This window comes from Planktothrix prolifica NIVA-CYA 540 (genome assembly GCF_963864145.1).
Lineage (GTDB): Bacteria > Cyanobacteriota > Cyanobacteriia > Cyanobacteriales > Microcoleaceae > Planktothrix > Planktothrix agardhii.
Map to the genome: position 1 here is coordinate 2,152,705 of NZ_CAWLTW010000001.1, position 20,417 is coordinate 2,173,121.

19 protein-coding genes are annotated in these 20,417 nt (G+C 38.2%); 10 read left to right on the forward strand and 9 right to left on the reverse strand.

Annotated features, from left to right (window positions below):
* Positions 1-53 precede the first annotated feature (53 nt).
* A complete protein-coding gene (locus AC559H_RS09970) occupies positions 54-1,187 on the forward strand; it encodes a peptidylprolyl isomerase (protein WP_026794470.1) in 1,134 nt (377 codons plus the stop codon).
* A gap of 87 nt (positions 1,188-1,274) precedes the next feature.
* The gene (locus AC559H_RS09975; protein WP_026788963.1) at positions 1,275-1,589 is read left to right on the forward strand and encodes a hypothetical protein; all 315 of its coding nucleotides are present in this window, start codon (positions 1,275-1,277) and stop codon (positions 1,587-1,589) included.
* Positions 1,590-1,810: 221 nt separating this feature from the next.
* Here AC559H_RS09975 and AC559H_RS09980 read toward each other — a convergent pair whose 3' ends face one another.
* Entirely contained in the window at positions 1,811-5,293 is a 3,483-nt protein-coding gene (locus AC559H_RS09980; protein WP_036831790.1) for a GAF domain-containing protein, read from the reverse strand.
* Between the two features lie 17 nt (positions 5,294-5,310).
* Positions 5,311-6,981 (reverse strand): AAA-like domain-containing protein, encoded by a 1,671-nt coding sequence (locus AC559H_RS09985; protein ID WP_026794472.1) that lies wholly within the window; start codon positions 6,979-6,981, stop codon positions 5,311-5,313.
* A 444-nt stretch (positions 6,982-7,425) separates the two neighbouring features.
* Here AC559H_RS09985 and AC559H_RS09990 point away from each other — a divergent pair, with 444 nt between their 5' ends.
* From AC559H_RS09990 to AC559H_RS10005, 4 genes are all read left to right on the forward strand, one after another.
* Positions 7,426-8,316, forward strand: a complete 891-nt coding sequence (locus AC559H_RS09990) for a hypothetical protein (RefSeq protein WP_036831785.1) — start codon at positions 7,426-7,428, stop codon at positions 8,314-8,316.
* 57 nt (positions 8,317-8,373) lie between these two features.
* Positions 8,374-8,697, forward strand: coding sequence for a hypothetical protein (locus AC559H_RS09995; RefSeq protein ID WP_026788961.1), 324 nt, complete (start codon positions 8,374-8,376; stop codon positions 8,695-8,697).
* Positions 8,698-8,706: 9 nt separating this feature from the next.
* Positions 8,707-9,501, forward strand: coding sequence for a YdcF family protein (locus tag AC559H_RS10000; protein ID WP_026794473.1), 795 nt, complete (start codon positions 8,707-8,709; stop codon positions 9,499-9,501).
* 141 nt (positions 9,502-9,642) lie between these two features.
* Entirely contained in the window at positions 9,643-9,867 is a 225-nt protein-coding gene (locus AC559H_RS10005; RefSeq protein WP_026794474.1) for a hypothetical protein, read from the forward strand.
* A 46-nt stretch (positions 9,868-9,913) separates the two neighbouring features.
* Here the strand turns inward: AC559H_RS10005 and AC559H_RS10010 are convergent, their stop codons facing one another.
* Together AC559H_RS10010 and AC559H_RS10015 are read right to left on the reverse strand one after the other, a co-directional pair.
* A complete protein-coding gene (locus tag AC559H_RS10010; RefSeq protein ID WP_026794475.1) occupies positions 9,914-10,138 on the reverse strand; it encodes a ferredoxin-thioredoxin reductase variable chain in 225 nt (74 codons plus the stop codon).
* Positions 10,139-10,328: 190 nt separating this feature from the next.
* Positions 10,329-10,610, reverse strand: a complete 282-nt coding sequence (locus AC559H_RS10015; protein WP_026788957.1) for a DUF3288 family protein — start codon at positions 10,608-10,610, stop codon at positions 10,329-10,331.
* Between the two features lie 162 nt (positions 10,611-10,772).
* Here AC559H_RS10015 and patX point away from each other — a divergent pair, with 162 nt between their 5' ends.
* Together patX and AC559H_RS10025 are read left to right on the forward strand one after the other, a co-directional pair.
* Positions 10,773-10,952 carry a heterocyst-inhibiting protein PatX gene (patX, locus tag AC559H_RS10020; protein WP_026788956.1) on the forward strand — a complete coding sequence of 60 codons (180 nt, stop codon included), beginning with the start codon at positions 10,773-10,775 and terminating at the stop codon, positions 10,950-10,952.
* 194 nt (positions 10,953-11,146) lie between these two features.
* Positions 11,147-11,383, forward strand: a complete 237-nt coding sequence (locus AC559H_RS10025; RefSeq protein ID WP_026788955.1) for a hypothetical protein — start codon at positions 11,147-11,149, stop codon at positions 11,381-11,383.
* 16 nt (positions 11,384-11,399) lie between these two features.
* On the opposite strand, the gene AC559H_RS10030 is transcribed toward AC559H_RS10025, so the two are convergent.
* Entirely contained in the window at positions 11,400-12,800 is a 1,401-nt protein-coding gene (locus AC559H_RS10030; RefSeq protein WP_026794476.1) for a TldD/PmbA family protein, read from the reverse strand.
* A gap of 304 nt (positions 12,801-13,104) precedes the next feature.
* On the opposite strand from AC559H_RS10030, the gene AC559H_RS10035 reads away from it, so the two are divergent.
* Positions 13,105-15,300, forward strand: coding sequence for an O-linked N-acetylglucosamine transferase, SPINDLY family protein (locus tag AC559H_RS10035; RefSeq protein WP_026794477.1), 2,196 nt, complete (start codon positions 13,105-13,107; stop codon positions 15,298-15,300).
* A gap of 226 nt (positions 15,301-15,526) precedes the next feature.
* Here AC559H_RS10035 and AC559H_RS10040 read toward each other — a convergent pair whose 3' ends face one another.
* From AC559H_RS10040 to AC559H_RS10055, 4 genes are all read right to left on the reverse strand, one after another.
* Entirely contained in the window at positions 15,527-17,269 is a 1,743-nt protein-coding gene (locus tag AC559H_RS10040) for a trypsin-like peptidase domain-containing protein (RefSeq protein ID WP_051319691.1), read from the reverse strand.
* A gap of 36 nt (positions 17,270-17,305) precedes the next feature.
* On the reverse strand, positions 17,306-17,569 hold the full coding sequence (locus tag AC559H_RS10045) for a hypothetical protein (protein ID WP_026788951.1): 264 nt from the start codon (positions 17,567-17,569) through the stop codon (positions 17,306-17,308).
* A 43-nt stretch (positions 17,570-17,612) separates the two neighbouring features.
* Entirely contained in the window at positions 17,613-17,846 is a 234-nt protein-coding gene (locus AC559H_RS10050; protein ID WP_026788950.1) for a DUF167 domain-containing protein, read from the reverse strand.
* An 82-nt stretch (positions 17,847-17,928) separates the two neighbouring features.
* Positions 17,929-18,369 (reverse strand): cupin domain-containing protein, encoded by a 441-nt coding sequence (locus AC559H_RS10055; protein ID WP_026794479.1) that lies wholly within the window; start codon positions 18,367-18,369, stop codon positions 17,929-17,931.
* 256 nt (positions 18,370-18,625) lie between these two features.
* On the opposite strand from AC559H_RS10055, the gene AC559H_RS10060 reads away from it, so the two are divergent.
* Entirely contained in the window at positions 18,626-20,359 is a 1,734-nt protein-coding gene (locus tag AC559H_RS10060; protein ID WP_026798490.1) for a peptide ABC transporter substrate-binding protein, read from the forward strand.
* Positions 20,360-20,417 lie beyond the last annotated feature (58 nt).

Below are 20,417 nucleotides of genomic sequence, written 5' to 3' on the forward strand. Positions count from 1 at the left end.
GACAACGGGCTAAATAGTGGCAAGATCAGTATAGAGAACAAAAGTTAAGATTTATGTTGCATTTTTCCAATTCCATGAGAAACACCTATAAACATTGGTTGAAAACGGGTTTAGTGGCTGTGCTGCTATTTTCCCTATCCGTGGGTCTGAGCGCCGCTTGGTGGGACGGTGACAGTTCCCCAAAACGGGAAAGTATCCTCCCCCAAGGCAATGCCATCACCGATGGTCAAGCCCTCTTACGCTATGCTCTGCCCATTGATAACGAAGCGGCGAGAAAAATCCAATTGAGTTTAGAAGGAATTAAGTCCCAACTGCGAGGAAAACGTTGGAGTAATATTAGCGGTAATATCACCACCGCTTCTCGGGTTTTGAGCACCAAAGAGGCGGAATTATTGGCCAATATTCCCGAAGAACGCCAACCCCAAGCTCAAGTTTTAGTTGAACAAATTAAACAAGATATTGATAGCTTGCGGGCAGCGGTGGAAGTCAAAGATCCGCAAACGCTTTTATTAACCCAGGGTAAAATATTAGATAACATTGGCACATTAGAAGAATTAATGGTTAAGGAATTTCCCTTTGAAGTTCCGGCAGAATATTCTAATTTGCCTCAATTGAAAGGTCGGGCTACCGTTGAAATCAAAACCAATAAAGGTAACTTAACTGTTGTCGTGGATGGTTATAGTGCCCCGGTGACGGCGGGTAATTTTGTTGATTTAGTGCAACGGGGATTTTATGATGGCTTAAAATTCATTCGTTCAGAAGAATCCTATGCCCTACAAGTTGGAGATCCTGAAGGTGCAGATGATGGTTTTATTGATCCTAAAACTGGAAAATATCGGGGCATTCCTCTGGAAATTTTAGCTCAAGGAGATCAAGAACCGATTTATAACACCACTTTTGAAGAAATTGGTCGTTATCAAGATCATCCAGTTTTACCTTTTTCTGCTTTTGGAACCTTAGCTTTAGCCCGTCCAGAAGCGATTCCTGACGGTGGATCTTCTCAAATTTTCTTCTTCCTTTTTCAACCGGAATTAACTCCGGCTGGACTTAATTTATTAGATGGTCGTTATGCTGTCTTTGGCTATGTCACCGAGGGGAAAGAAGTATTAGAAGAACTGCGAAAAGGAGATGTGATTGAATCAGCAAAAGTGATTCGAGGGGCCGATAATCTTGTTCAACCCTCTTAATTTAGGGTAAATTATTAACAATTAACAGAAGACCGTAAACTGTTAATTGTTAATCTCTTATTTTGTGTAATTTATCTATTATTAATTATGGCTATCCTAGAGTTAATTTCTGTTGCTGGTTTGGGTGTATTGATGACTTTATTAATTGTCAATTTAGGAAATAATCGAGAACAACAACGTCAATTAGATTCGGCGTTTTATAGATTAGTTGCCGCCCAAGGAGGCAAAGTATCCCTAATTCAACTATCAGCTTTAGCCGGAGTTAGCCCCGAAGTCGCTCAAAAATATTTAGATCATCAAGTTCAAGTTTTTTTAGCCTTTCCCGAAATTGATGACGAGGGAAACACCTTTTATCAGTTTCCTAAATTGCGTTTACCCCCTCGTTTAGAGAGGGAATGGTAATAGGTAATGGGCAGGGGAGGCAGGGGGAGCAGGGGGAGTAAACTTTTTCTATTAAGTAGTTACACAAAATAAATTACCTAGTTGAGAGAGGGAACACCGGAACAGCCCCCCCAAACCCCCCGTGCACGGGGGGCTAGGGGGGGAGGGAACAGGGTGGAGGATGTGTAATTAATTTTGTTTAGGTACTTACCAATTCGTAATTCGTAATTCGTAATTCGTAATTACCCATTCCCTTGATTAAATTTCTCGCGGAAACTTTTCTCCTGGTGTTTAACGGCTGCTAAAAGTTCGGCATTTTGTAATATTACCCCAACTTGATTATTAAAAACTTGCATATATTTCTGATCATTGCTATCAAAACTAACTCGAAATGCTTCGGGAACTTCCGTATCATAACTTAATACTTGATCATCATCTTCAAGCGGTTTCTTTTTATTAACTAATTGAGTCACACCAATTAACTCGCCATCGGGGTTCCAAACAGGCATACACAATAAACTACAGGTACGATATCCCGTTTTTTGATCGGTTTTTTTAGCAGTTTCTGAGTCAGGATAATCATATAAATCAAAGGGAATATTCAAAGAAACTCCCATTTCCGCAACTTTTCCCGCATACCCTTGACCGACTTTAATTCTAATTTCATGCTCGGAACCATCATTAAAAGTAATTTTAGTCCAAAGTTGATGATTTTGCCGATCTAATAACCATAATGTACTGCGATCTGCCATCATTAAATCCTTGGCAGCAGCCATGACTCGTTTGAGGATTTCATCGAATTCTAAACTACTTTGACTTACAGAACGAGTCGCGGCCATTAGGGCGGCTGCAACTCTTTGTCCTCTGGCGGTTTTATGATAGGAACAAAAACTTTCTAAAATCATCCGAATTAAGGGAGCATTTTCTAAAAATTGTTGTTCATCATCAGTTGTAAATCCTTGATGATCGATTTTTTCTGATAAGGAAAGACTGCGATCGCATCCTGATTTTAACTTATTAATCGCTTGTACAACCGTCACTAAAATTCCCTGTTCATTTAATAATGGAAAAGCCAACATTGAATAAGTTCGATAACCATTTTTCCGATCTTGTTCTTGAGCCGTTTTTGATCTAGGATCATCATAAAAATCATAAGGAATATTCACTAATTTTTTTAATTTAGCAACTTCTCCTACAATACCTTTATCAGCCGGAACTCGAATTTCCAAGGGACAATTTCCTTCACTTTCAGCAATCATTGACCAAAATTCATTCCGTTCTTCATCTAACATAAAAATAGTCGTGCGATCTGCATTTAATAACTTTCCTGTTTTTAAAGTAATTGACCGTAATGTGGCATCTAAAATTTCATCAAACCCCTGTCCATCCATAACTTGATTTAACATAGCTAAGGTTTGGCTAATCACGCCTTGGGGAGTATTTTCTGCGTGTTCTTTCATAGCTTCATATTGTCTGGCATTATATAAAGCTACCCCGACTTGGGAATTAAAAATCTGCATATATTTTTGACTATTAGCATCAAAACTCGCTTCAAAACATTCCGGTGCTGTCGGCCAGTCATCGGGTTCATATTCGGCAAATTCACCCTGTTTACGTTTATTAATTAATTGAGTTACACCAATTAATTCACCATCGGGATTCAAAACAGGCATACACAATAAACTACAGGTACGATATCCAGTTTTTTGATCGGTTTTTTGCGATATTTCCGACTCAGGATGAGCATATAAATCAAAGGGAATATTTAAAGTATTTCCCGTTTCTGCAACTTTTCCCGCAAATCCTTGTCCGATTTTTAATCGCAGTTCTCGGATAGATCCATCTTCAAAGGGAATTTGTGTCCAAAGTTCCTGGGTAATTTTATCTAATAACCATAGGGTACTTCGATCTGCATTCATCAATTTTTTAGCGGCTTTCATCACCCGTTGAATAATTTCTTCACAGTCTAAACTACTTTGATGAACCGTTCTAGTGGCTTCTGTTAAGGCTTCAGAGGCTTGTATTCTTTGGGTTAGTTTATAACTTTCATAACAGCTTGCTAAAATGCGTTGTAAACCGGGAGCATATTGTAAAAATTGCTGAGGTTCGATTTCAGTAAATCCAGCTTTATCAATTTTATCTTGAAAAGAATCGGCTAAAAGATGAGTTTTTTTAAGTTTATTAACTAAATGCACAAAAGCAAAAATTGTTTGATTATCTTCTCCTAGAGGAAGTGTTAACTGATTATAAATTTGATACCCAATTCTAGGATTTTGGGTTTCGGCAAAAATCGAATACCAATCCGCAGAATAATCTGAAGTCCTGGGAATCGCTTTTTTATAAATTGTGACTCGTCCGGCGGTTTGATTATTAGCTAAAATTGAAATTTTTGTGGTTTGATTTCCGGTGAATCTGGTACTAATTGACCAAATTTCGTTTTTTTCTTTATCAATAAAATAAATCGTCATCCGATCCACACACATTAATTCTACCAGTTTTAAGGCAATTGAACCTAAAATTTCGCTTAAAATATCATCAAATTCTTTTCCTTCCATTTCTCGCAACATGGATAGGAGTTTTTGTTCTTTTTCCCCAATAATTTGATTAAAATTCGGCTCTTGACTGGCTAAAGTTTTTTGCAACCAATTTTCGTTAAAAACCGTTTCATAAATTCGGTTATAGACTTTTAAATCGGTTCCCTGTTTAACCACTAATCCCGATAATCTCAATTCCATTTGTTCCACAGTAATATCCGTAGAAATACTACCTTTTTGCAAAATATTTTGATATAAAGTTAAGCGAGATGTAATCCGATTATCGGCTTTTAGAATCCGATCTCGAATGGTTTTTAAATGGGGAGGTTCATCTTGAGATTCCCAATTTTTAATAAAATGGGTATAGATTAACTGTTCAACCCAACTCGATACTTGAAAACTAGGAATATCCAAAGGTTGAGTATTCTCAATTACTTTTTGATGAATTAGATAACACAATTTTTGAGTTAAAAAAGGTTGTCCTCCTGTCCACTCTAAAATAGTTTTTAGAACTAATTCAGGCTGACTAATTTTCCCGACTAATCCATTAATTAAGGGTTGCACTTCTTGATAACAAAATCCATTTAGTTGAATCGGACGACCGACATTAAAGGGATTACAGCTTTTATCCTGCATTAAATCATTGGGTGTGGCGACCCCTAATAAGGCAAAAGTTAATAAGGGATATTCGTCACAGGTTCTAATAAATGCAAAAAAATCATCCGCACAAAAATTCAGGCTAAGAATACTATCAACTTCATCAATAAAAATAATAATTGGTTGTTGAATGCAGTCTAATAATACCTGTTCAATTAACTCGCTTAACCGTTGAATTGGGGGTAAAAATTCTCGTTCCTGTAACCAAGCTTTTAAATGAATGGGAAGCCGAAAACTGGTGACTAAACGCCTCATAATTCCCGCATACCATTGATCGGGTGTAATATCTTGGGAACCAATTTTTGTTAAATCTACCGCCGCACAAGCAAAACCTTCATCTTGTAGTTGATGTAAAGTTCTGACTCGTAAACTGGTTTTTCCCATTTGACGCGCATTCAAAACATAACAAAATTCTCCCGCTTTTAAGGCTTCATATAAGTCCCGGTCGGCTTGTCGAATTACATAACTAGGAGTATCTAAAGATAGATGTCCACCGACTTTATAATGATAGGTTGGAGTAGATGTTAAATTCATATAATTAAAGTAAATTATTAGGTTTTAATCATTAAACGATGACCAAAATAGTTTTGATAAAGTTCAAAACGAGGAGTGACTTCATTTCCTTGCAAATGAACTAAACCTAAACTATGTAATTTAAACGCCAAAATTGATTCTAATTCTACAGGTTGAGGAGAACAAACCACCTGATAAAAAGCTTGAGCTAATTCAGGATGTTGTTGCAAATTCCATAAATGTCGGCGAAGATGGTCGCCATAAATTCCGGCTTCTGTGGGTGCTATTTCTGCGAATTGTTCTAAACTCATGGAATCTCGAAGTAAACTAAAGAAATCATCGGCAATATTTGGATATTGAAACACTCGATCTACTTCATCTAATCCTAGGACTAAAGGGGTATCACTTTCTGATAATAAATAATCCTCAAAATAAGCTGTACAATTATCTTTACTTCCAAAAGTATTACTCCAATAATCGGGAACGTGATGGGCTAATTTTAATTTGCGAGTTACTTTAGAACATAACCATTGTAACAGATGATTTAAGTTAGTAAAAATAGATTTATCCGCGTGTTGAAAACTCAAAGGAACCGTGCGATAACCCTGTTTCCGTCCCTGTTCTAAAATTCGCGCCATTAGTGAAGTTTTCCCCATCTGACGGGGTGCTTTTAAACGAATTAATGCCCCCGGATGGGTCATTTCGTGATAACATTGATCTTCATGGGGAACCCGTTTAATATAAAAAACCGATTCTAAACGGACTTGTCCACTGGGTAATTCCGGTTCTGCTACGGGAAGGGGAGAGGGAATTTCCGAGGAATAAATGGGTTTAATTGAAATGGCAGAAACCGAGGATAGTTGATGGGATTCTATGGCTAAATTATCGGGTTTTTCGAGTTCCGATTCATCCCAATTTAACTGTAAATTTTGCGGTGGAGATTCAGGAATAGAATCTTGCAAAAGACAGAGAATTTCTTGTATAATTAAAGCTGTATCTTGTTGACCTGTCCAGGTGCGTTGAACGGTTCCCAATAAATAACTTCTTAGATCATGATTTAAGGCTAAATTTGCCGGACAATTCACCCAAATTGGAATAATTATTGGTAAACGGTGAGAATGAGTATCTTGTAATTCTCGGACTTGACGCAATTCTTCAATCACCATTTCACTAAGGGTTGATTGAGGGGATAATAGTAAAATAAAATAGTCACAGTGTTTTAATTCTGTATCAATTTCAGCTAAAAAATCGGTTTCCTGTTGATTGATTTGAGAGCGGGTGACTTCCCAAGCTGCTAAGAATACAGAATGTCCAACTTGAATTAAAATCGCTTCTAACTGCTGTGCAAAATTAATATTTAACTCAGTATTTCCGTGACTGATAAATACTCGATAACAATGGGGAGAGAGTTGCAGCAAGTCCCCAGAAATTTGACTCAACTGAACAAAATTATCTTGATTTTGATAGCGTTCTACTGCTCCTTTAATCGTTTTTTTTGTGACTTTTTCTCCGAAGGTTTGAGAGATTTTCTGCCAAAGTTTATATCCCACATATTTCTCAATATAGCTAGGATTTAAAGGATAAATTTCATGGTAACTTTTTCCTTCCCAAGAGCCAATAAAAACCTCCCTTTCTAAATCATTGAGATGCTTACCCTGATGTTCAAAAATCAATTGGTCAATCCATTCTAATGCTGCTTTAGCATCCATAGTCTAGTTATAATATATTTAGTTTATTCATAAAAAATACCGTGATCAAACTGATGATGTTACAATTTTAATCAAGATTTTTGCACAAACCTTTCTCATCCGTGACCATTATACCCTTTACGAACAGGTATATTTTAATTGTAAGTATTTATTTTGATCCCCGTGTGAGTCAAATCACTGAAAGTGTATAGAGAATTGTGATAAAAGTCAATCAAATCTTGGTAATTCCTGAATATTTCTGAGGTTTTATGGGGTTTTAAGGAGACAATTCAGGATAAAATATCAACTTAGCCAGGGGGGATTTTACAGGTCGGTAAAAATTTGGCAAAACTAATGAGCTTTTCTGGTTTTCATTCAGTTCAAATTGAATCAAAATATAAGTAAATCCATTCTTGATCACAATTGAATGGAAAATCCCCTCTATCTTTAAGGAAAACCCTCTATATGTGCCACCGAACTCAAACTCTGATGATTCAAGACTGCATTCATCGTTTATACTTATGTTACTATCAAGTTTATGGCCAGCAACAACTTGATTATGCAAACTTGATGGTTGAAGTAGCTAACTTTACTTTGCATCAAATTTTACAAAGTAATGCACCCTACCACAATGTTGAACACACGATTCTAGTAACTTTAACTGGACAAGCAATTTTGCGGGGAAAATATCTCAGTGAAAAAAATGTTTCCCCTCAAGAATGGCTATATACAATTATTGCTTTACTCTGCCATGATATTGGCTATGTTAAAGGCATTTGTAGTGAAGATAGGATTGAAGATAGAATCTATTCCACCGGAAAAAATGGAGAAATAATTCAACTTTTACCAGAAACAACGGATGCAAGTTTAACTCCTTATCATGTTGATCGGGGAAAACAGTTTATTCAAGAATATTTTAAGCATAATCCCTTGGTTAATATTAACACAATTCAACACTATATTGAGTTAACTCGTTTTCCGGTTCCTAATGATGAAGAACATCGAGGTACCAGTGATTATCCTGGTTTAATTCGGGCTGCGGATTTAATTGGTCAGTTAGCTGATCCAAGGTATATTCATAAAATGCCCGATTTATTTCAAGAGTTTGAAGAAACCGGATCAAATCGACAGTTTGGCTATCACCATCCCGATCATATTAGACAGGCTTATCCCAATTTCTTTAAAAATGTTGTCGCCCAATACATTCAAACCGGATTGCATTATTTAACTTTTACTATGGAAGGGAATCAAATGATCAATCACCTGTATCAAAATGTTGAATTTGCCCTAAATTATCCTGAAGATAAACCAATTAACTATTGTCCTATTTCTCATCAAAATTCTTCGATTGCTTAAAATTACTCAATCTGATTTCTGAACTAGGAAATAGGCTCCACAAATTTGACAAAATCTATGTTAAAATCATCAATAGTGTTTCGTACAGGATTAGGATCAGGATTATTTTTTACCCTCTGTTTTATCGGATTAAATAATTCAGTATTAAGCAGTTTAGAGTTAGGGATTGTATCGGGATGGTCTGTAGGTTGTTTAGTCAAATGGTGGCAAATTGATCAAAAACCAGAATCAACGGAAATTTTTGAAATTGAAGCGATCGCCGATAATCTTTCCGGTATTCTGGCTAAATCAAAACTATTACCAACTGCTTCTAAATCTACTCCTCGTCCCACCGAAGCTACAACCCTTTTAGGTTGGATTTTTAAACGGAATAAAAATTGATTTTTTACCATGTTTCTATTCTTATCTAAACTTTTACCTCTATTTATTTATCCCTTGGGATTGAGTTGTTTATTAATGTTTGTGGCTCTATTTACCCTGTGGAAATATCCGCGATGGACAGGGGCAGTAATTAGTTGCGCCCTAGTAATTTTATTATTAGGAAGTAGTCGAGGAGTTGCTCAATTATTAGTCGGATCTCTTGAATCTCAAAATGTGCCTAATACTGAACTTCCTAATGCTGCGGCGATCGTTGTTTTAGGAGGTGGGACTAAACCCGCTTTACCGCCACGTCCTTGGGTAGATGTGGGGGAAGCAGGCGATCGGATTTTATATGGATCATTATTACATCGTCAGAAAAAAGCCCCTTGGTTAATCTTAAGTGGGGGTAGAATTAATTGGCAAGGTGGGGGAGATCCCGAATCTCAAGATATGGCTAAAATTGCTGAAGCTATGGGTGTTTCTCCCTCGGCAATTTTACAAGATCCGACTTCATTAAATACTTATGAAAATGCGGTGAATGTACAGAATATTTTAAAAGAAAATAAGATTCAAGGACAGATTTTATTAGTTACTTCTGCCTTACATACGCCGCGATCGCTATTAATTTTTAAACATCTAGGAATGGATGTAATTCCAGCACCCACGGATTTTTTAATGATTCCTTCTGAAATTAATCAAGCTCAAAAAACTTGGCAAGGAGTTTTACTCAGTTGGATACCCGATACTCTGTCTTTGCATCAAACAACTCAAGCCTTAAAAGAATATATTGGATTAGGAGTTTATCGGTTGCGAGGTTGGTTGTAGGGAATTACGAATTACGAATTACGAATAGGGAATGGGTAATAAATCAATTCTTACACTGATGACTGATAACTGATAACTGATGACTGATAACTGATAACTGTGTTAAGGTAAAAGCATTCCTTAATCTAGGATTGTGTAATCATGCCATTTGAATGGGAACAGACTGTTAAACAACCTGATCAGGCTGTGGTGGCTGCGCTCCAAGCTCATCAACTTACGCGGGAATTCCATCAAGAAGTTGAATATCGGGATGAATTTGCTCAATATTGTTCCTGGTATTATCAAACCGCCGCACGCCACCGTCAAGAAATCGAAAAAATGCGAGGAGATATTAATATTTTAGGTTGGTTTTTGGGCAGAAAATAGGAGACTAGGAGAAATTATTTATCTAATATTCTCCTAGCTTCTCAAACTATTCTATCAATTCTAACTCGTCTTCTCGGAAATGGGCCTTAAATTTATCGCCAAAATCCACAACAATAGGCAAATTCGGGCTTATGGGTCTTCCCTGCCAATCAGTAATCACAGATAGAACATTTCCTTCGAGTCCCTGAGCATCAAATTCCTGATTCCGATGTTTGGGATGGACATAAACGACAACAGATGTTTTAACCGAAACGCGATCGCCAGCCTTCATAAATTGTAACCTAGTATTTCCTCTCTAACTCCCCGGTAATAGCACCTGTAAGTGTCACTGGTACTCTTATCAGACAGTCTTTCCATATTTGCACAAAATCGCCACAAAACTCGCAGTAGCACAGGAAAATTTTGTTCTGGATTTAGCCGGAGAATCTGATCTTGACCTTGAAGAAGAAAGAATACACCCTTCAAATCCAATCTTCTTGATCGTTTTTTTTGCTTCGATAAATTTGACCTGTGGCGTGAATTGGACGAGTTTTTTCAAATAAAGTTTCGTCGGTATATCCCCACATTTGTAAAATTCTTTCTAAATCGCTTTGAATATCCTTTGCACCCGGAAAACCTCGATAGCGAATTTTTAAACGGGCTAATTCTACTAGATTATAGTCCGTTGCTTCTTGCTCTAAAAGACTTAGAACAATCTTTCGATCAGTATTGTATTGAGGATGTTTTTGTTCTTGAGTTGTCATAACTAGCGATCGCTTACTTGATTCTTGATCACAAGATTTATCCCTTTTATTATAACACTATTACAGGACTCAAAAGCAATCTAGGGAAAGTTTGTCTTTTTTACCGGATCAATTTCATTCAACTTGTATTAGAGAATGGACACTCTAATACGGACAACTCTTATGCGAATCTACAGCACCATTTTATTATCGACTTTGTTAGTCTCTGCCATGACTCGTCAATGTCTTAATCCTATTAACATTAATTTATCTTCAAAAAGTGAAGTTGTGGCTTTTCTTGCAACTGAAACTAGTACAGATATTGACACACAAGGACTTCCTCATCGGGGAAGTGGACGTTAATTATCATGATTAAAACTACAGAGGAGTGAGTCAAGAAAAAATAGAATCATATCTATATATTTCTTGGAATTTGAGACTCACTCCATTTTTTTTACCTTTGATAAGGGGATGATCAATCAGGATTTTATTGATGATCCGGATCAGTAATTAAAGCATTGGTATTCAAGGGTAGTCGTCCCAATACTCAGCCAAAAATGTCTAACTTTATTACCGTCTTAATGATTAGTACCATTGTGGGTTTGCCTCAGAGTTTTGACCCTCAACCTCAAATTATGCAACAGCGTGATCCAGAACAAATTCAGTCTTCCCAGTCCGGATCAGTCTTCATATCTCTGAACCCCGATCCCATAAAAGTTACACACCACAACTATGATGATCAAAATACCGATGATATTTCTCCTAAACGTGGTGATGGACGACGGGAAAACTGATCACCTAGTGACATCCTCAATCTATTGCTTCCCCTCCGACAACGACATTGCGAAGGCGTAAACTTGGGCCTCCGCAACCAACAGGTAAACCATTTTGTCCTCCCTTTCCACAACCCCCCGATTCATCCCAATAAAAGTCATCACCAATCGCTTCGATATCTGCTAGGGTGGTAAAGACATTTCCCGATAACGTCACATCTCGGACTGGTTCTTCCAATTTGCCATTTCTAATCATCCACGCCTCCCCAGCAGTGAATGTAAACATTTCACCATTGGTCATTCCTCCCAACCAATTACGAGCATAAACCCCTTCTTTCACATCACTTAATAAGTCCTCAACAGAAGTATCACCCCGTTCGATCCAGGTATTTGTCATTCTAACTAAGGGCGGAAAATGATAATTCAAACAACGGGCATTTCCGGTGGGGACTTCTCCTAATTTACCTGCGGTTTCACGGGAATGAAGGCGACCGACTAAGGCCCCATCTCTGATCAGTTGGGTAGTGGTTGCTGGAGTTCCTTCATCATCATAAAAATAGCTTCCCCGATGTCCGGTCGGGGCTGCACCATCAAAGATTTGCAGATTTTTCGGGCCAAATTGACGGCCCAAGGTCATGACTTCTAATAAATCAGGATTTTGGTAGGTCATATCCGCTTCAGACAAATGACCGAAGGCTTCATGGACAAATAAACCCGACAAAATGGGGTCAATCACAACGGTATAAACATTCCCCTTAACGGGGGGAAGGGCTAGGGAATTCACCGCCCGCAACGCCGCACTACGAACCTGCTGATCGAGATTTGTCAGGTCTTGGTATGCTTTGCGGGAACCTGTGGTTTCCCGTCCGGTTTGTACGGTTTCCCCATTTCTGGCTGTGGCTGCAAAACGCATTTCCATATCGACCCAAGATTGTTCTAATAGAGTTCCTTCGGAGGTGATCAGAATTATTCTTTGGGTACTATCGTTGTAGCGGACGGCAATTGTAGCAATACAGGGGTCAACACTGCGAAGAATTTGGCCGTAGCGATCGCATAATTCTTTTTTTTCAGCTAAGGGAATTTGACGGGGATCGGTTCCAGTTAGGGGTAAGTTACAGCTATCTTGAATAATCGGAATTGGAGCGAGAATAGTTGTTTCTGTACCAATAAGTTTGGCGGCGGTGATGGCTTCACCAATGCGATCTTCTAGGGTTGAGAGACGATTAAAACTAGAAAATCCCCATCCGCCTCGATAGCAAGCCCGAACTTGACCGCCGATGGAAAGTCCTTCACTTAAGGTTTCAATTCGATCTCCGCGTAATAATATATCTGTTTCTTCGGCTTCTTCCAGACGAATGGCTAAATAATCAACTTGGGACTGGTAACGCCCCATTAAATCGGCCAACAGATTCTTCACATCAGCAAGCAAACTAGGCATAGGGGTCGGCAAGGTTGACTGTATTTCCCTATTTTGCCTTATAAGTAGTTGCACAAAATAAATTACCTAGTTGAGAGAGGGAACACCGGAACAGCCCCCCCAAACCCCCCGTGCACGGGGGGCTAGGGGGGGAGGGAACAGGGTAGAGGATGTGTAATTAATTTTGTTTAGGTACTTATTCGGATATTGAAGATTCAAGGATGGAGATAATTTTCCCCTTCTTTTCCTGCTCCCCTACTTCCCCCTTTCCCCTGCTCCCGTTAGCCGTTAAAATTATAGGTGATACCTTCATTGCACTGTCCTAATGTCCGTGAATCCGAATCAATTCTCTGATCCCTCTACCGCAATACAGCCTGATAGTCCTCAAGGGTGGACACAATTGGCGGAAACTTACTATGTTCAGAAATTGTATTCTGAGGCGATCGCAGCCTGCCAAAACGCGATCGCCCTTGAGCCGAATGAGCCATTAGCCTATGTGACCATGGGGAATATTTATCAAGCCCAGGGTCAAATACAAGAGGCGATTCGATCCTATCAACAAGCATTAGCAATTAACCCGAATTTACCCCAAGCCCATGTTAATTTGGGGAGTATGTTTTACCGACAAGGACAACTGGAATCCGCGATTAATAGTTATCGCCAAGCGGTGAATTTACAGCCGGATTTAGCTGCTGTCCATTGGAATTTGGCGCAGGTTTTAAAACACTTAGGACAGGACGGGGAAGCCCAGATTTCAGAGCAACGGGCTTTAGCTTTGAATCCCCAATTGGGAGGGGCGGATGTTCTATTTAATCAAGGGAATCAATTAGCGCTCCAAGGCAAGGTTGAAGAAGCGATCGCCCTTTGGCAAAAAGTTGTGGAGTTGAAGCCAGATTTTGCTGAAGCCTATGGTCAAATGGGGATGGTTTTACGACATCAGGGAAAATATAAAGAGGCAATTCCTTTATTAGAAAAAGCAATTGAAATTAAACCTAATTTACCCCTAGCCCATCAACATTTATGTGGCATTTATCGCGATAGTAGTAATTTAGCTGCTGCCCGTAAAGCGGTGGATCGCTATATCGAATGTTGTCATGAAATTGACCCGATTATGGCGGCAATTTATGGGATTAGCACCTATCAGGTATCGGGGTTAAACCATATCGCTAAGGATCGGTTTTTAAAGTTAGAATCTCAACTTTATTCTAAATTAGATCGGACGACTTTAGTAGAAATTAAATCCCTGTATTCTAATTTACTCTTTAGTATGCCCTATTTAAGAGATGATTTGGATAAAAACATTAAGCTCCATCATCGAATTACTAAAAAATATATTGAGAAAATTCTCAAGCCTAAATATCAATCAATTTCCGATACTATTCCCGCTACATTTCCCCATTCTCCGTTAAGAATTGGCATCTTATCTAGCCATTTTAATCGTCATTCGGTGGGTTGGTGTAGTTTGGATGTTTTACGCGAATTATCAAATTTACCCGTTAAGCTCTATCTTTATTGTACTGATCGCCTCCAGGCGGATGATCGTACCCCATTATTTGAAGCGATCGCAAATAAGTTTTTTATTCCTAAACACTATCCCAATGGATTACCCACACCGGAAGAAATTATTCAAGAAATTACTAATGATCAAATTGATATTATTTTAGATTTAGATGCGTTAAGTTTACCTATTCACAGCGATATTTTTTATTACAAACCTGCCCCTATTTGTATTTCTTGGCTGGGGTTTGATGCCTTGCAAGTCTCTAATCAAACTTATTTTTTAGGGGATGAATATACCCATCCCAAAGGGACGGAAAAATACTACACGGAACAATTATTAAAAATGCCGCAGTCTTTTATGGCGGTTTCTGGGTTTGAGCGAGTTGAAACTAATCCAATTCAATTGCGAAAAACCTATCGAATTAGTTCGGATCAAATTGTTTATTTATGTGTGGCGTCGGGTCGGAAATTCAATCTGGAATTAGTTAAAGCTCAAGTCGAAATTCTTAAACAAGTTCCCGATAGTATTTTAATTTATAAGGGTTTGGCGGATCAAGATGTGGTAATTTCAACCTATCGTCAAGTTTGTGATGGCTTGGGTGTGGGGAAACATCGGATTAAATTTCTCCCCCGTTTTCCCAGGGAAGAAGAACACCGTCAAGTGTATGGGATTACGGATGTTTTCTTGGATTCCTACCCCTATAATGGTGGGACTCACACTTTAGAAGCCCTCTGGTTTAATGTTCCTGTGGTGACTTATAAAGGGGAACAATTTTTATCGCGGATGGGTTATTCTTTTTTACAAGGATTATCAATTGAAGAAGGAATTTCTGAGTCTTGGAAGGACTATATTAACTGGGGGGTGCGTTTAGGTCAGGATCAGGTTTTGAGAACTTTAGTTCAAGAAAAATTGATTAAATCTAAGCAATCTGAATCTTTGGCTCCTCTATGGAATCCTCAACAATTTGCTCAAAATTTATATGGGATTTTCCAACAATTAATTAAGCAGAAAACTGCCTAAATATGGGGGGAATTGATGAATTCCTCCGACGGATTGTAAATAATTGAAACGTTCTCTTGTTTATCCGTATTAAACAGAATAAATATTTAAGTACCTAAACAAAATTAATTACACATCCTCTACCCTGTTCCCTCCCCCCCTAGCCCACCGTGCACGGGGGGTTTGGGGGGGCTGTTCCGGTGTTCCCTCTCTCAACTAGGTAATTTATTTTGTGCAACTACTTAGATTAGGGATGCTTCCAAACCTTTACTTGTCCATCCCATCCCCCACTAACTAGGGTATTACCATCGGGACTAATCCCAACTGCATTTATATAACCGGAGTGACCTCTTAAATTCCCTTTTAATTGACCCGTGGCTAAGTCCCAAAGTTTGACGGTTTTATCCCAACTTCCACTAATTAATGTTTTCCCATCCTTGGTAATTACGATTGACCAAACGCCATCGGTATGACCACTTAACTTACGAATGGGTTGACCTGTTTTTAATTTCCATAATCCAATTGTTCCATCGGCGCTGCTACTGGCTAAAGTCTCTCCGTCGGGACTAATTGCTAAGGATAAAACCGATAATTCATGACCTTTTAAGGTACGAATTAATTCTCCAGTTTGAATATTCCATAATTTGATACTACTATCTTTACTTCCACTGGCTAAAATTTGACTGTCGGGACTAAATGCGATCGCGCCAACTAACTGTTCATGTCCGATAAAGGTTTTTAAAAGTTGACCTGTTTGCAGATTCCAAAGTTTAATGGTTTTATCCCAACCTCCACTGGCAATCATTTTACCATCAGGGCTAATTTTTACTGCTAAAATGGGATTATTATGGGCTTGAATTGTTTGAAGTAAGGGCAAAGTTGAAGATTGTAAACCCGTGGCTAAATCCCAAATTTTAATTAATCCATCTTCCCCTCCTGTAACTAAATATTTGTTATCTTGACTGAGGCTAATACTATAAATTGATCCTTGATGAGCGGGTAAAGTTCGAGTTAGTCCACTGGTGGTAATATTCCAAATCGAAATATTTCCATTACTATTGCCAATAATAGCATAGGGAAAGGCTAAAGCTATGGATAATATTTCTCCTGATTCTTCGGTTAAAGTCGTAGCTAAAGAAAAGGAATTAGTGACCGCAGCGATATTAATAGGGGGTTTTGCGGGTGAATTTGAAGTATTAAGATCGGGATTATTGGTAATCGGTGCAGAGGGATTAGGGGAGGAAATAATTGAAGATAATGTTGCTGTTTTTCGCCAATTAAAAAAATAATTGATCGGGATTCCCGCAGAAACAATTTTATCAGGATTAGTGCCTAGCTGGACAATTCCATTGACTCCAATAACCTTTCCTTCCCCATCTAAAATTGGGCCGCCACTCATCCCACTTCTGACTAAATTTGTGTAAACTAAACTATATCCCAACCGAGGTTGTTGACGTTGGCTAAAGGTTCCACTGGTACTTAAAAAAAGTCGTTGTCCTAGGGAACTTCCAGAACGGGGCCATCCGGCTACATATAAAGGACTTCCCGACTGAATATTATTAGCATCGGCGGGAATTGCTACTCGATATCGTTGGGAACTACTAAAGGGAACTAGGGCTAAATCTAGGTTGGGAAGTTGTTGAATTAAACTATAATAAACAAAGTGGCGTTCACCATCGGGGGTGACGATTTCATAGTCTCCCACGCGATCAACAACGTGCCAATTTGTCAAAACATAATAGGTATTTCCTTGTTTTTCTACAATAAATCCCGATCCGCCTTTTGGCCCGTCAATTCTAACGGTAATTTCTCCAGCAATGGTGTTAATGTCGGTGGGAGATAGGGCAATTTTTTCGGCAATTTGTAAGGGGAAAGATGACAAATGGGGTAGAAATAGAACCGGAATTGTTAGTAAAGGAATATTTAAAGCGATCGCCAATAAATTTTTAGGAGAAATTTTAAAGTATTGGGACAGTAAATTTAGATTCATTCTAGTTTTTGAGATTAAATTATTGATTTGAGAGGATCAAAAAATATCAGAATCTTCAGGTTGAGGAAGCAAATTAGACGGGGGGCGATCGCTACTCCAAGCCCACCAAACACAGCCACATTGACAAGTATAAAATTCCTGCCATTTGCGATGGTTATTTTCGCTGTACACTGGAGAACGACGATTAATCCAAACCTTTTGGGCTTCTAAACTACTCGCGGAACATTCAGGACAACAAAATTCAGAAGCGTGAATTGCATCGGTTGTCCAATCTGGAGGGGTGGGTTGAAACGCATCCATTGGCAAAAATACTGAAATTAATGATGTCTACTCACCGATTATACTAGGAATTAAGATCAGGAACTTCTACAAATTTATGACGGGAGAATAGGCCCGATTTAATGGTAATTTGGGATTTGGGAACTCCTAAGTGTTTGGCTAAAAATTTAATTAATTCTTGATTGGCTTTTCCTTCGACTGGGGGAGATTTCAGATGTACTGTAAAACTTCCATCAGTTTCTTCATGGAAAGCTTGCTGTTTAGAATTGGGTTTAACTTTAATTTTTAAGAGTGCCAAAGGTTAAAAAAATTGCGATCGCTGACATTAATATAGGATACAGTAATTTTGTATCCTATATTAATATAAGATGATTTTAAAATTAAGCCGTTAGGGGATAATCTAAACTTTCTAAAGATTGTTTTACCGCGACTAAATTATAGGGAAAAGGCGGTTTTAAAGGCCGATAATCTCGTTCATGGGGTTCTCCATGGCGCAATACCGCATTCACCATTAAACAGTCTTCTGTACCCAAATTAACTGCACCGTGAGGAACCCCTGGGGGAATTTTAACCACAGTTGGAACCCGATCACTCAAGGGAATATAACGATATTGACGATTCTGTAAAATTACCAGGACAAATTGACCCCGGACAACTAACAATTGATCAGTTTGAAAACGATGGACAAATAACTTCTCTACCGCGCCCGCTTCAACCTGTACTGTCATCGTTTCATCGCTGGTTTGAGGAGTGAAAAATTCAACCATCCCAGACCTCATTGAGTTGAGTCTGCGAACTTCAACTTGGTGGATCAGACCCATATTGATAGTCCTCACAATGCAAAATGTTATGCTTTTGTCAAGTATAAGCGGTGTTTTTGTAAAATTTTGTAATAAAATTAACGAAATTCGAGAATCGAGGCATAAATGCCTCACTACGGTAATAGAATTAACGAAATTCGAGAATAGAGGCATAAATGCCTCACTACGGGTTTTCCATGAATGGAGGCATAAATGCCTCACTACGGTAATAAAACACACTCAGTACAGAATGCGATCGCCCTTTTCTACAATTTCTATGAATTTTTATAAATGTTCTCTGTTGATTTCTCTGATTAGTTTAACCCTAAGTTCCTGTGGGTCTTCTCCAAATTCTACCTCAACAAACCCAACTAATTCCAATCAGCAACCCACAGAAAAAACCCTAAAATTATTATATTGGCAAGCACCAACTATTCTGAATCCCCATTTATCAACCGGGTTCAAAGATTCCGAAGCTAGTCGGATTACTTTAGAACCCTTAGCCAGTTTCAACAATGAATTAGAATTAGTGCCTTTCTTAGCCGCAGAAATTCCGACCTTAGAAAATGGAGGAATTGCTAAAGATGGTAAATCAGTGACATGGAAACTGAAAAAAAATGTTAACTGGTCTGATGGTAAACCCTTTACAGCAGATGATGTAATTTTTACTTATGAATTTATTAGTAATCCCAAAGTTGGAACTACGACATCTGGGACGTATGAGATTATTAAAAATATTGAAAAAATTGATGATCACACCATCAAAATTAACTTTAAATCCGTAACCCCTGGATGGTATTCTGTGTTTGTAGGAACCGAAGGAATGATCTTACCTCGTCATATTTTTCAAGCCTATAATGGAGAAAATGCTCGACAAGCACCTGGTAATTTAAAACCCATAGGAACTGGGCCATATCGAGTAGTAGAATTTAAACCTGGGGATGTGGTTGTTTATGAAGCTAACCCCAATTTTCGAGAAGCCAAACAGTTAGAATTTGAACGCTTAGAGTTAAAAGGGGGAGGGGATGCAGCATCAGCAGCCAGGGCAGTTTTGCAGACAGGAGATGCGGATTATGCCTATAATCTTCAGGTAGAATCTAATGTTTTAAAACCCTTAGAAGCGACGGGAAAAGGTAAGATTGTTTCTAATTTTGGAGCATTAATGGAACGAATTTTGATTAATCAAACCGATCCGAATAAAACTACACCCGATGGAGAAAGATCGAGTTTAAAATTCCCCCATCCTTTCTTTAGTGATCCTAAAGTACGTCAGGCTTTAAGTTTAGCAATCAATCGAGAGATTATTGCTAATCAACTCTATGGAATTTTAGGCAAATCTACTTCTAATTTTGTAGTTAATCCGGCTCAAGTTGTTTCTCCTAATACCACCTATCAATTTAATTTAGAAAAAGCCGCAAAACTATTAGATGAAGCGGGATGGAAAGATACAAATAATAATGGGATTCGAGATAAAAATGGGGTAGAAATGAACTTAGTTTTTCAAACTTCCGTTAATCCTTTACGGCAAAAAACCCAAGAAGTGATTAAACAATCTTTAGAACAATTAGGAATGAAAGTAGAACTCAAAAGTATTGATCCCAGTGTATATTTTTCCGGTGATCCTGCTAATCCCGATACTACAGAAAGATTTGCGGCAGATTTACAATTATTTAGTACCGGAAATACGAATCCCGATCCCACCGCCTATTTAAAAACCTATACCTGTGATCAAATTCCGCAAAAAGCGAATAATTGGATAGGGAATAATTATTCTCGCTATTGTAACCCAGAATATGATGCACTTTGGAAACAAGCGACCACTGAAATTAACCCCGAAAAACAAAAAAAAATCTGGATTAAAATGAATGATATGTTAGTTAATAATTATATTGTGATTCCCTTAATTCATCGGGCGGAAGTTGAAGGAGTCAATAAAAATTTAACGGGCGTAGAATTAACCCCTTGGGATTTAACCGTCTGGAATATCAAAGATTGGAAAAAGACCCCATAGTAAGCCCCGTAGTAAGCCCTTCAGGGCTATCTTTTATTTTATTATTATTTCTTAATTA